The sequence below is a fragment of the Leptobacterium flavescens genome (genome assembly GCF_010671605.1).
Taxonomy (GTDB): domain Bacteria; phylum Bacteroidota; class Bacteroidia; order Flavobacteriales; family Flavobacteriaceae; genus Leptobacterium; species Leptobacterium flavescens.
Map to the genome: position 1 here is coordinate 1,137,482 of NZ_JAABOO010000001.1, position 13,981 is coordinate 1,151,462.

The 13,981-nt window shown below is 43.4% G+C and carries 9 protein-coding genes; all 9 read left to right on the top strand.

Annotated features, from left to right (window positions below; genetic code table 11):
- Window positions 1-4: 4 nt before the first annotated feature.
- Window positions 5-1,069: a proline racemase family protein gene (locus GWK08_RS05035; RefSeq protein ID WP_163605803.1), complete on the top strand. Its 1,065-nt coding sequence runs from the start codon at window positions 5-7 to the stop codon at window positions 1,067-1,069.
- 38 nt (window positions 1,070-1,107) lie between these two features.
- Window positions 1,108-3,135: an MGH1-like glycoside hydrolase domain-containing protein gene (locus GWK08_RS05040; protein ID WP_163605804.1), complete on the top strand. Its 2,028-nt coding sequence runs from the start codon at window positions 1,108-1,110 to the stop codon at window positions 3,133-3,135.
- 60 nt (window positions 3,136-3,195) lie between these two features.
- Window positions 3,196-6,225, top strand: coding sequence for an aminotransferase class III-fold pyridoxal phosphate-dependent enzyme (locus GWK08_RS05045; RefSeq protein ID WP_163605805.1), 3,030 nt, complete (start codon window positions 3,196-3,198; stop codon window positions 6,223-6,225).
- 89 nt (window positions 6,226-6,314) lie between these two features.
- Window positions 6,315-9,527 (top strand): glycoside hydrolase family 2 TIM barrel-domain containing protein, encoded by a 3,213-nt coding sequence (locus tag GWK08_RS05050; protein ID WP_163605806.1) that lies wholly within the window; start codon window positions 6,315-6,317, stop codon window positions 9,525-9,527.
- Window positions 9,528-9,545: 18 nt separating this feature from the next.
- Window positions 9,546-10,013 (top strand): GNAT family N-acetyltransferase, encoded by a 468-nt coding sequence (locus tag GWK08_RS05055; RefSeq protein WP_163605807.1) that lies wholly within the window; start codon window positions 9,546-9,548, stop codon window positions 10,011-10,013.
- Window positions 10,006-11,163, top strand: coding sequence for a galactokinase (gene galK / locus GWK08_RS05060; RefSeq protein ID WP_163605808.1), 1,158 nt, complete (start codon window positions 10,006-10,008; stop codon window positions 11,161-11,163). Before GWK08_RS05055 ends, galK begins: the two co-directional genes overlap by 8 nt.
- A gap of 12 nt (window positions 11,164-11,175) precedes the next feature.
- The gene (locus tag GWK08_RS05065; protein WP_163605809.1) at window positions 11,176-11,607 is read left to right on the top strand and encodes a YybH family protein; all 432 of its coding nucleotides are present in this window, start codon (window positions 11,176-11,178) and stop codon (window positions 11,605-11,607) included.
- A gap of 9 nt (window positions 11,608-11,616) precedes the next feature.
- A complete protein-coding gene (locus GWK08_RS05070; RefSeq protein ID WP_163605810.1) occupies window positions 11,617-12,639 on the top strand; it encodes a UDP-glucose--hexose-1-phosphate uridylyltransferase in 1,023 nt (340 codons plus the stop codon).
- A gap of 95 nt (window positions 12,640-12,734) precedes the next feature.
- Entirely contained in the window at window positions 12,735-13,979 is a 1,245-nt protein-coding gene (locus tag GWK08_RS05075) for an alpha/beta hydrolase-fold protein (protein ID WP_163605811.1), read from the top strand.
- Window positions 13,980-13,981 lie beyond the last annotated feature (2 nt).

Sequence of the window (13,981 nt, forward strand, 5' to 3'; positions counted from 1 at the left end):
TAAATTGAAAAGCACTTATCAAAATATCCTTAATAAGACCGAATTTAATCCACCCTCAGACTGGTTGCAGATCAAAACCATCGATATGCATACCGGAGGAGAGCCTTTAAGGGTTATAATAAGCGGATTTCCCGAACTAAAAGGAAACTCCGTCCTGGAATACAGGAGATATTGTAAAGATAATTACGATCATTTACGCACAGCTCTTATGTTTGAGCCCCGGGGTCATGCCGATATGTACGGTTGTATCCTGCTTCCTCCCAATGACGAGGAAGGAGATTTCGGGATTATCTTTCTTCACAACGAAGGTTACAGCACTATGTGCGGGCACGCAATCATTGCCATCTCTACCCTCGCAGCCGAAATGAAATGGATCGATATAAAAGAAGGGGATAACGAACTTAAGATCGATGCTCCCTGCGGAAGGATCATATCCTATGTAAATATATCCGGTGGAAAGGTAAATGGAGTGCGTTTTCACTGTGTTCCTTCCTTTGTAGTAGGACTGGACCGTACGGTTGATGTGGAAGGCCTCGGAAAAGTAGAATACGACCTGGCATACGGAGGTGCATTTTATGCTTATGTGGATATGAATAAACACAATTTCGACTTCGACCTCAGTCCGGAAAGTAACCGTGCCCTGATACAAAAAGGAATGGATATTAAGAGAGCGGTTATGGAAAAAGACAAAGAGATCCTCCACCCTTTTGAAGAAGATCTGAGCTTTCTATACGGTACAATTTTTACCGGTGACAGCCTTCACGAGGGGATCGACAGCAGGAATGTCTGCATTTTTGCCGAAGGCGAAGTGGACCGTTCACCAACAGGTTCCGGAGTATCGGGGAGAGTAGCTATCCACAGAGCAAGGAAAGAACTCGATTACGGGCAGCATATGAAGATTGAAAGTATAACAGATAGTGTTTTTAAATGCTCTATGATTGCTGAAGAAGATTACGGACCGTTTAAAGCGGTTATCCCGGAGGTGGAAGGTACAGCCCATATTACGGGGATGCAAACCTTTGTGATCGATCCGGAAGACCCAATGAAAAACGGTTTTATCCTGAGATAATAAAATTACGCTGACTATTAATAACAAACCTTAAGCAGATGTACAAACAGTATTTTTTATCCATCCTGAGCTTTTTTGTGGTTTTGACGGCCTGCAAAACAGAAAAGGAAGAACAGTTTCCGGAGCCCGAACCGGATGTCCTGAGCCTAAGCCGGAATATCCTGGATTACAAGGGTACTCCCGCACATACTAAAGATAAAAATATGCTGATGTACTCCGATCAGGGCGCCTGGTTTGCTTATAGTCTTCCGGACAGCATTGCTTCTTACGGAGGTTTTTCCGGTCCTTTTTTATTGACCCAGCAAAACGGGGTTTGGATCAATCCGTCATTGTCAAAGCTAAAATTAAGCGGATATGACAACAAGGAGCTTATGGACTGGGAAAAGGACCTTGTCGAACAAAACAGCTATAACAGTCACTTAGAACAATTATATCAGAATGAGAATTTAAAGGTTAAACAGCAACTTGTCTTTTTATCAGGGAATACCAGCCTGCAAAGGATCAGTGTCAACAACCTTTCTCAGGAGAATATTGAAGTACATTCCGGTTTTCAGGGGCAGTTATTCGATATAGGAATAAAAATTTCTAAAGAAGGGAATTTCCTGAAACTCACCTCTTCGGAAAGTCAGGCCATCGGTTATGTTCAGTTTGTAAAGGAAAACTCCTTAATTCATCTGATGGACGACACCCATTATACGGTTCAGAATACTACATTTTCCTTAGAACCCGGTCAGACCAGGGAGTTTCTTATCTCACAGTCATTTATTTTTCCGGAGTATTCCTGGGAAGAGGAGCAACAAAAAATTGCCAAAGCAGATTTCGATTCTATCCTGCAAAGCAGAAAAAAAGAAAAACAGGATCAGTTACTGAATCTGGTTAAACAGAAGAATCCGGTTTATAATGATACTACCTATACTGAGGTACTGATAAAGTCGAATCTAACGCTGCAAAACAACTGGAGGGTCCCAGCAGGAGAAATTAAATACGAAGGACTCTTCCCCAGTTATCATTACCGCTGGTTTAACGGTTTCTGGTCATGGGACAGCTGGAAACACGCTGTTGGCCTGGCTCTGTACAATACAGACCTGGCAAAAAACCAGGTAAAGCTGATGTTCGAATTCCAGAATGAAGATGGTTTTGTAGCCGATGTGGTATATCGGGATACAACCATAGAATCTCATAACTACAGAGACACCAAACCTCCGCTTTCGGCATGGGCCGTACAAAAGATCTACGAAAAAGATAACGATATTGAATTTGTAAAGTATATGTATCCTCGTCTGAAGAAATACCATCAATGGTGGTATAACAAAAGAGATCACGATCAGGACGGAATGTGCGAATACGGTTCAACAGACGGTTCCCTGATCGCTGCAAAGTGGGAAAGCGGGATGGATAATGCCGTTCGCTTTGACGATTCGAAGATCCTTAAAAACGAAGAAGGTGCTTATTCCCTGGATCAGGAAAGCGTAGACCTGAATTCCTATTTGTATGCAGAAAAGAACTTCCTCGCATCCCTGGCCGATGCGCTTGGAAAAAACGAAGAGGCCGAAAACTACAGAACAGAGGCCGAAAAGCTGAAACTCAGAATACAGGAGCAGTTTTACGACCCGGAAACGGGCTGGTTCTACGATACCAACCTGGAAGGAGATCAGCAGATAAAGATCATGGGATCTGAAGGATGGACAGCGCTCTGGGCGAAAGCTGCAACGCAGGCTCAGGCCGAAGCCGTAAAAAACAATATGATGAACCCTTCCACTTTCTATACCCGGGTTCCTTTTCAGACCATGACGGCAGATCACCCAAAATTCAACCCTCTTAAGGGTTACTGGAGAGGGCCGAATTGGCTGGACCAGGCATATTTCGGGGTCAGAGGCCTTAAGAATTACGGTTTTGATAATGAGGCGGAAAAAGCAGCTAAACAGATCATTAAAGGTGCAGAAGGCATTTTAGGAAAAGGATCCCCTATCCGGGAAAATTACCATCCCATAAACGGGCAAGGTCTTAATGCAAAGAATTTTAGCTGGAGTGCCGCCCATTTAATGATGTTGTTGACAGATAAATAAACTTTACACTGTCAATTCACTTATTTGATTTAGCTTTATGGTGATTGAAAGAATACGCAAATGAATACCTACTCTGATCTGAAAATAACTTCCGAAGATGCCAGGGAAATTGCCTTCGGGCTTTTTAATATTCAGGGAGATGCAAGTCCCCTGCCGGGAGAAGTGGATTTTAACTTCAGGATAAGACCCGAAAAAGGAAACGGGTATATTCTAAAAATAAGCCGACCGGGAGAAGATGAGAACTATCTGGATTTTCAACAAAAGCTGCTTCAGTATGCCGGGAAGCACGGAAAAGATCTTATTGTTCCCGAAGTTATTCCCGACAAAAACGGAAGAGTAGTTAGTGAGATCACAGACGAACAGGGAAATTCCAGAAAAGTAAGAATGCTGAGCTGGATAAACGGAAGGATATGGAATTCTGTAAATCCGCAATTAGATCCGCTACGCTTCAGCCTTGGAGAACAATGCGGCCGTTTGAGTTTATCCCTGAAGGGTTTTGAACACGAACAGGCATACAGGAAATTTGAATGGGATGTAGCACAATCGCTATGGACCCGGGATTATCTCCATCTCTTTGAAGGGGAACAAAAAGAAATTATTTCCTTTTTTCAGCAAAGATTTGAGACGCTTCAACCTTCTTATGATAAGTTGCGAAGATCTGTAGTTCATAACGATGCCAATGATTATAATGTGATCGTTTCGGAAGACCTTATAGATCCGAAAGTAATAGCTGCCATCGATTACGGCGATGCTATCCACACTCAGCTTATAAATGACCTGGCCATTGCCTGTGCCTATGCTATCATGGATCATCAGGATCCGTTACAGGCAGCACTTCCACTGGTGGAAGGCTATCATTCGTCTTTCCCGCTTACAGAAGAAGATCTCGCCCATTTGTACAGCGCCATCTCAATGAGACTGACCATTACGGTTACAAAAGCCGCGATCAACAAACAGAAAGAGCCCGATAACGAATACCATGTGATCAGTGAAAGACCGGCATGGGAAGTATTAAAAAAATGGAGGAAGATCAATGAGGATTTTGCTACTTACTCCTTTAGAAAAAGCTGTGGCTATGATCCGCATCCTTTAGGCACAGCATTTGAAAACTGGGCTTCGGCCAATACCTTCCTGCTGAGTGACCTCTTCCCTACGCTGAATAAAAAAGAGGCCCTGAACGCAGACATGGGGATGGAAAGTACTTTACTTTCCCACAAAGCCCTGTTTGAAGATATAGATTCCAAAAGCTTCAGACTGGATCAATTCCAGAGACGTAACGAGCATGCAATTATAGCCGGAGGTTACCTGGAAGCAAGGCCCTTTTATACCACCGATGCTTACAAAATAGAAACTAACAGCGGTTACGAATACAGAACAATTCACCTGGGAACAGATTTCTGGGTTCCAGCCCAGACACCTGTGCATGCCATCATGGACGGAGAGGTGTTTTCTATTCATAATAACAATCAACATAAAGATTACGGTCCTACCCTTATTTTAAAGCACGATTTTAAGGGCATTACTTTTTACAGCCTGTACGGGCACCTCTCGCTGGAGAGTTTAACTACCGTAAAGCAGGGCCAGAAGGTCAGAAAAGGAGATCTTATTGCGTTTATCGGACCGCCCGAGGAAAATGTAGGCTGGGTACCTCATCTTCATTTTCAGCTGATGCTGGACCTTTTGGGGAATACAGTTGATTTCCCCGGGGTATGCACTCCACGGGAAAAAGAAGTCTGGGCCGCTGTATGTCCGGATGCCAACTTACTTTTTAAACTGGAAGGTTTAAGTCCTGAAAAAGAAGTTCCCAATGAAGAACTTATCGACTACCGGAAAAAGCATTTGGGAAAAAGCCTGAGCCTTCAATACAAGGTACCTATAAAAATGGTGAGAGGTGACGGCCAGTATCTGATCGATCAGTTTGGGAGAAAATATCTGGATACGGTAAATAATGTTGCTCACGTAGGGCATGAGCATCCCGATGTGGTAAAGGCCGGGCAGGAACAAATGGCGCTTATCAATACCAATTCCCGCTATTTACATAATAACATCAATGAACTGGCCCGTGAATTACTGGAAACTTTACCCCCCGAACTCAGTGTTCTTCATTTTGTCAATTCGGGAAGTGAGGCCAACGAACTGGCTATTCGGATGGTAAAAGCAAATACGGGAGCAAGAGATATTATTGCTTCGGAAGTGGGTTATCACGGCAATACCAATATGTGTATAGATATCAGTTCCTATAAATTTGACGGAAAGGGTGGTAATGGAGCTCCCGAGCATACACATATTTTTCCTTTACCGGATGCTTTCCGTGGCAAATACAGAGGAAAAGATTCAGGAGTAAAATATGCCGAAGAAGTACGGCAACAGATAAAAAAAGTAGAAGAAAAAGGCAGGAAAGTTGCAGCTCTGATCCTTGAACCTATTATCAGTTGCGGAGGACAAATAGAATTACCTTCCGGCTTTTTAAAACAGGCATATACCTATATCAGGGAGGCCGGTGGCCTGTGTATCTCAGATGAAGTACAGGTAGGTTGTGGTCGTGTAGGGAAAGCCTGGTGGGGATTCCAGCTTCACGATGTGGTACCGGATATCGTTACTATCGGAAAGCCTCTCGGAAACGGGCATCCACTGGCTGCAGTGGCCTGTACCCGTGAAGTGGCCGACCGTTTTGCCAACGGGATGGAGTATTTTAACACCTTTGGCGGCAACCCGGTATCATGCGCCATAGGGAAAGAAGTCATACAAATTGTTAAAAGAGAAAAACTAAAAGAAAATGCCTTTGAAATAGGTTGTTATCTTAAGGAGGAATTGATTAAGTTAGCTAAAAAGTTCCCCATTATCGGAAATATAAGAGGTGAAGGTTTATTTCTGGGGATAGAATTGGTTGATGAAAAATTGCATCCCCTGGCGGCTCAGACAGATTATCTGGCCAACAGGATGAAAGATCACGGGATCCTGATGAGTACGGACGGACCGGATAACAATGTTTTGAAGATCAAACCTCCCCTTGTTTTCAACAGGGAAAATGCGCAGGAATTAATTATACGCCTTTCAAAGATACTGGAAGAGGATTTTATGAAAAGCTGAAGATAATTTGCCGATATCCATTCCCGGAAAAAATGCTCCGAAACGGATAAAACAGGGAGTGGATATCCGGAATTTTATAATGAACACCGATGAACTACAAACTTACCATATGCATTGTTGCGATACTGCTTTCCGGAGCTTGTAAAAATAAACCTTTACAGGCAGTTCCCGAGCAAAGCTATCACTATAACCACCAGAAATTCGAAGAGAACAAACTGGCACCCAGGGCTAGCTTTTTCGGATTTGAATCGGAGAGTGCCACCGCTAACGGAAAAGAAAACTCCAGGCGTTTTCTCTCCCTGAACGGAGAGTGGAAATTTCACTGGACAAAAGACCCGGCTAAGCGTCCCACTACCTTTCAGCATCTGCGTTACGACGATTCGGATTGGGGAAGTATCAGTGTTCCCGCCAACTGGGAGGTAGAAGGATACGGCAAGCCTATTTATCTGGATGAACGCTATCCTTTTACTACCACATGGCCCGATGCTCCTGAAGATTACAATCCGGTAGGAACCTATAGAAAGGAATTTGAACTTCCGTCGTCCTTCTCAAAGAATGAAGATATTATCCTGAAGTTCGCCGGAGCAAAATCGGCTATGTACGTTTATGTGAACGGAGAGTATGTAGGTTATTCCCAGGGTTCTAAAACACCGGCAGAATTTAATATCAGCAGTTATATCAAAAAAGGAAAGAACCTCATCGCACTTCAGATGTTCAGATGGAGTGATGCCAGCTACCTGGAAAGTCAGGATATGTTGAGAATGAGTGGTATTGAACGCGATGTTTTTCTCTACACCCGTCCTAAAGTATCCATCAAAGATTATTACACTATTGCAGGTCTGGATGTTTCTTATGAGAATGGCCTTTTTGAAGGGATCGTCATGATAGAGAATCACACCTCTTCCCCGACACAGAGGAAGGTTCAGCTGGAATTACTGGATAATAATACTTCCATTTATAAATCTTCGGAAACCCTGACAGTCCTGGCTAAGCAATCGGTACAGTTTAAGGCGGAAACTGCAATAGCCAAAGTAAAATCCTGGTCGGCAGAGATCCCTAACCTTTACACCCTTAAGATAAGTATGGAAGACCCGGCCAATCCGGAGAATAATCAATATCTCCTACGCCATGTTGGGTTCAGGCAGGTAGAAATAAAGGACGGACAGGTGCTCATAAACGGGAAACCGATATATATCCGGGGCGTAAATCGCCATGAGACGGACCCGTATAAGGGGCATGTGGTCTCCAGAGAACTTATGGAAAAGGATATCCGTCTAATGAAACAGAACAATATCAATGCAGTGCGAAGTTCTCATTATCCCAACGATCCTTACTGGCTGGATCTTTGCGATAAATACGGCCTCTACGTGGTGGATGAAGCCAATATTGAAAGCCACCCTCTGGCAATCTCCGAAGAAACCCAGATAGGTAACGAATTATCCTGGTTACCTGCCCATATGAGCAGGACCGAGCGCATGTTTTTCAGAGACAGGAACCATCCTTCCATCTATAGCTGGTCTCTGGGGAATGAAGCCGGGGAAGGAGATATCTTCCGGGCAACTTATCAGTGGTTAAAGGAACACGATCCAACCCGGATCGTTCAGTACGAACCCGCCGCCAAGGAAGATTATACAGATCTCTATTGCCCGATGTATCCTAAACCGGAATATCTGGTGGAGCATGCAAATTCCAATTCGGACAAACCTTCTATCATGATCGAATACGCCCATGCCATGGGAAATTCGGTTGGAAATCTGCAGGATTACTGGGATATTATCGAAACCTACCCCAATTTACAGGGAGGGTATATCTGGGATTGGGTAGATCAGTCCCTGGAATACAAGGACGAAAACGGGAAACCCTACCTGGCCTACGGGCATGACTATCACCCTGACCTTCCTACGGACGGGAATTTTCTGAATAACGGCCTGGTTGATCCATACCGGAATCCGCATCCGCATTTAAGCGAAGTAAAAAAGGTATATCAACCCGCTTCCTTCGGATATTTGAGAAACGGGATCATTGAATTGAGCAACAAGAACTTTTTTGCCGATTTCTCGGATAAGTTCATTCATTGGAAACTCCTGGCTGACGGAAAAGAGATCACTCAGGGAATTGTAACCGACCTGAGTACCGCTCCTCAGCAAACCGATCAGTTTCAGCTTTCCAATTTTCCGGAAAAACTGGACAGGGAAACAGAATATATCCTGGAACTCCGCCTGGTTCAGGCAGTCAAATCTCCTTTGGTCCCTACAGATCACGAAGTGGCCTGGGATCAGTTCCAGATCAATCAACCGAGGAAGAGAAGAACTATAGAAACAGATCCTAATAACCTGGAGATCGTACCGACCTTAAGAGTAACAACCATAAGAAATGACAAAATAGATTTCAGGATCAACAGCAATACCGGAGAAATAAGCTCCTGGGCCTTTGATGGCAAAACCATTACCTCTTCTGCTATTCGTCCGAATTTCTGGAGACCCCCTACCGACAATGACCTGGGGAACGGGATGGATAAATGGGCCAAAGTCTGGCAGGATGCAACTTATCTGGCAGAAGGAAAGCTTGTTCGCGAGCCTAAAAAAACCTATTACGGGGTTAGTTTTACCGTTACCTACGACCTGGTAAAAAAAGTGAAGGATTCCAAAGATGAAGTAAGCATCGGAGAAAACAACCTTGATAAGGATCAGATAGCAGATGTAACCATCACCTATACCCTTTACCCGGATGGGAGGCTGCAGCTGGATTACAGTTTCAGGCCTCTTCGCAGGGATCTTCCTAATATTCCCCGTCTGGGAATGTATATGACCCTACCCGACGATTTTAAAGAAGTTTCCTGGTATGGAAAAGGGCCAGAGGAAAGTTACTGGGACAGAAAGACCGGAATGAAAACAGGTATCTGGTCAGGAAAAATAGAAGATCAGTTTCACCGTTACTCACGGCCGCAGGAAACCGGTAATAAAACAGATGTTCGCTGGATGGAAGTCAGTTCGGACGATGTTTCCTTAAAAGTAGTTTCAGACAATGAATATCTGAATGCCAGTGTATGGCCTTTTAGCATGGAGGAGCTCGATTTTAATCCGGAAAAAGACGGGAGCGAGTCGGCATCCGGCCTGGTACCGGTTACCAAAAAACACGGCGCCGATATCAAAAAAGGCGAAACCGTACAATGGAATATCGACCTGCAGCAAATGGGTGTAGGGGGAGATACCTCCTGGGGACGCTTGACACATCCGGAATATACCATAAAACCAAATAAGAGACACCGGTATTCTTTTACCATAAAACCATCAAAAAAATAACCGTTAAATTCTGTAAAAGTGTATAAGGTAAGAAAAGCCAGATTAGAAGATATTGAAATCCTGAAGGCCTTTGAACAGGGGATCATAGAAGCAGAACGTCCTTTTGATGAAACCCTGAAGGATGGCAGGATAAGTTATTACGACCTCACCGTCTTTATTAAAAATGACGATTCCGAAATTTATGTGGTTGAAACAGAAGATAAGGAGCTCGTAGCTTCCGGCTATGCCAAGATCCTTAGGGGTAAACCCTATTTAAAACACGAAGAATACGCCTATCTCGGGTTTATGTTTGTTGATGAAAATCATCGCGGGAGAGGTGTGAACAAACTTATCAATGATGCTCTTTTCGATTGGTGTAAAGAAAGGGAGATCTATGAAGTACGTCTGGATGTATACAACGACAATGATCCTGCCCTAAGGGCTTATGAAAAATCGGGTTTTAAAAGACACCTTATCAATATGAGATTGAGCCTTAAAGATGAATAGCTCGCTTCTGAAAAATATCAAAACCCTTTTTAAGGATACCTTTTCTGCAGAGCCGGTTATTATTGCTTCTCCTGGAAGGATCAATATTATCGGAGAGCATACAGATTACAACGAAGGCTTTGTTTTACCCGCAGCCATCGACAAAGGGATCATAGCTGCCATAGGGAAAAGTGAGGGACCCGATTGTACTGCCATTGCCATAGACCTGAAAGAATCTTATCGGTTTTCCCTGAAAGAGGTGGTTCCCGTAAAAAACGGAGGCTGGCGCAACTATGTCCTGGGAGTGGTTGCCGAGATCCGGAATTGCGGTAAAGAACCCGGTAATTTTTCTCTGGTATTCGGAGGGGATATTCCATCCGGTTCAGGCTTGTCCTCCTCCGCAGCGCTTGAAAACAGTTTGGTCTTCGGATTGAACGAATTGTTCGATCTGGGCTTATCCAGACAGGAAATGATCCTTATTTCTCAAAAAGCAGAACATCATTTTGTTGGAGTAAAATGCGGGATCATGGATCAGTTTGCCAGTATGTTCGGGCAAAAAGACAAAGCGCTCTTGCTCGATTGCAGGGATCTGAGTTCCGAAGCCTTTCCTATAGATTTCGGGGATTATGAGATCCTGCTGATCAATTCGAATGTCAAACATCAGCTAAACGACAGTGCCTATAACGAACGGCGGGCAGTCTGTGAAAAAGTGGCGGCCATCCTTAACAAAGAAGCTTTAAGGGATGTTACACATGAGGATCTGTTGGCGATTGAAGACCGTATCTCTCAAGCGAATCTCCAAAAATGCAGCTATGTGATCGAAGAAAATGAAAGAGTCCTGAAAGCGGTTGAGGCCATCCGGAATAATGATATAAAGACTCTGGGAGAATTGCTTTTTGCTTCTCATCACGGGATGCAGCATTTATATAAAATAACTTGTGAAGAACTGGATTTCCTGGTAGAAAAAGCTAGGGAAAACCCATATGTAGCAGGAGCCAGAATGATGGGTGGTGGTTTCGGAGGATGCACTATCAACCTGGTAAAAAAAGACAAACTGGAAAGCTATAAAAAGCTTATCTCCGAAAGCTATAAACAACAGTTCCGCAAAGAATGTAGTTTTTATCATGTACATTTATCAGACGGGACACATATGATACAGACAACCGAATAAAATTTTAAACAGATGAAAAAACTACTCTATCTATTCTTTGCCTTACTTTCTTTTTCTTCCTTGGCTCAAAGCTCCGAAGAACAGGATAAAAAAGAGATCATTTCTATCATGAAAGCTCAGGAAAAAGCCTGGTCCAATCACGACCTCGAGGGCTTTATGAAAGGTTACTGGAAATCGGATTCCCTTAAATTTTACGGAAGCAGCGGGCTTACCTATGGATGGGAAAAAACCCTGGCAAATTACAAAAGAGGATATCCCACCAAAGACCATACTGGTACTCTGAATTTTAAGATAAATGATATCTCAAAGATCAATGACGGAGCTTATTTTGTAATGGGAGAATATCATTTGACCAGAAAGGTTGGGAATGCCGATGGTGTCTTTATGATTATTTTTAAGAAGATTAACGGAGAATGGAAGATCATTGCCGATACTTCCTGTTAAAAGAAAGAAATGGGATCGAACCTCCAGGACTATTCACACAGAAGGTTTAATATTCTTAGCGGAGAGTGGGTACTCGTATCTCCCCACAGGGCAAAAAGACCCTGGCAGGGTCAGGAAGAAGAGATCCTCTGGGAAAGCCGCCCCGCCTACGATAAGGACTGTTATCTGTGTCCGGGAAATACCCGGGCCGGCGGACATACAAATCCCGATTACCAGGACACCTTTGTCTTTACCAATGACTTCTCTGCTCTCCTGAAAGATACCGGACCTTTTTCGGTAGATAACGGATTGCTGAAAGCTCAAAGCGAGACAGGGATCTGTAAAGTTATCTGCTTTAGTCCCGATCATTCAAAAAGCCTAGCCGAAATGGAGGTGGAAGCTATTGAAAAAGTAGTAAAGCTGTGGCAATCGGAATTCAGATCGCTGGGAGCACTGGAAACCATTAATTATGTTCAGATCTTTGAAAATAAGGGTGCTGTAATGGGATGCAGTAACCCTCATCCGCATGGGCAAATATGGAGTCAGAGTACTGTTCCTAACGAAGTGGCCAAAAAAGACAGGCAACAACTGAATTACTTTAAAGAAAATAAAAGTTCCCTCCTGGGAGATTATCTGGAGCAGGAAATTCAATTGAACGAACGGATCATTTATGAAAATGAACATTTTCTGATCCTGGTTCCTTTCTGGGCTGTCTGGCCTTTTGAGACTATGATCGTTCCCCGGGTACAACAAACCGATATTTCAGCTCTGGATGCTTCACAGCGATTGAGTTTTGCAGAGGCCATATCTGCACTTACCAAAGCCTATGATCGCATTTTTAACTGTTCTTTCCCTTATTCCAGCGGTATTCATCAGGCACCGGTAAACGGGCAGAATAACCAGCACTGGCACTGGCATATGAGTTTTTACCCACCGCTGCTGAGAAGTGCATCCGTAAAAAAGTTTATGGTGGGTTATGAGATGTTCGGCTCGCCTCAAAGAGATATTACTGCAGAGATTGCTGCGCAAAGGTTAAAAGAGCTCATCTCTTAAAGCTTATTGTTAAAAACTTCACAAGGGCAGTGAAAAACTGGAAACTTCTTTTTTAATTGGTTGAAAATTACAACCAACATACTTAAATAAAACCAATGAATAACAGAGCATTACTATTCCTCTTTTTGGCATGTTTTTGCCTGAACTTCTCTTTTGCCCAGAATTCGGGGGCGGACAATGTTATAGGAAAGCGTTTTCAGATCAATTCGGAAATACTGGGACAAGAACGGGAGATCCAGGTTCTTTTACCGGAAAGTTATACCGGGTCGGAGAAAAAATATCCGGTTGTATTTCTTCTGGATGGACAAAGATTATTCCTCTACGGAGCGAGTCTCTTAAAATCCTTTACCCAGTTCGAACAAACTCCCGAATTTATTGTGGTGGGGATCAACAATTCGTATCCTCAGCGTTTCGGTCACTTCAGTTCCGGTGCCGAAAAGTTCCAGGAATTCATAGAGAAAGATATTCTGAATTTTATAGACACTAACTTCCGCACTTCAGGGGAACGAATTCTATTTGCATGGGAATACGCCGGGAGTTTTGCTATCGGGGCCATGATAAGCAGGCCGGAACTTTTTGGCGCTTATCTCATAGCCAGTCCTTTTCCCTTAAATGAAAAAGTACCTGCCATGGCTGATATGCTTTCTCAAAAACAGGATCTGGATAAATTCCTCTATTTTTCGGTAAGTGTGCATGAGGATGTAGTTGGACGTGGTACGGAGAGCCTCGATAGTTTATTGAGGAAGAGTGCTCCGAAAGCGTTGAACTGGAAGTACAAAAAATTCCAGGATGAAGAGCACAGATCTACTCCCTACCCTACCCTTTACCACGGTTTGAAGCACTATTACAAATACTATCCCGAATTACAGTTCACCTCCCTGAATGAATTGGAAAAAGCGGGTGGTATACCCTATGTTTATGATTACTACAAAAAAAGGGCTAAGCAATTCGGATTTTCCCCTGAGCTGACCTCATGGACCAAATTCACCATCATACGCAATGCCATACGGGCTGATAACTACAAAAGCTTTGATGATTTCGTCAATCGCTTTAAAACAAAAGAATTTATCTCAGGGCTGAGAAATAACAGGCCGTATTCTATCGGGGAATTTTATGAGAAGTATAAAGAATACGATAAGGCCCTGGAAATTTATAATATCTTAAGGGAGAAACAAGCTGATAACGCCCGTCCTTACTATGCCATCGGAAATGTGTATTTTGCACAGGGAAACACAAAAGAGGCCGAAAAAAACTATAAAAGGGCAGTGGAACTCGCAGAAAAGAACGGAGACCGAAGACTGGAGCGTTACCGGGAAGCCCTGAACGGCCTTAAAAAGTAAAT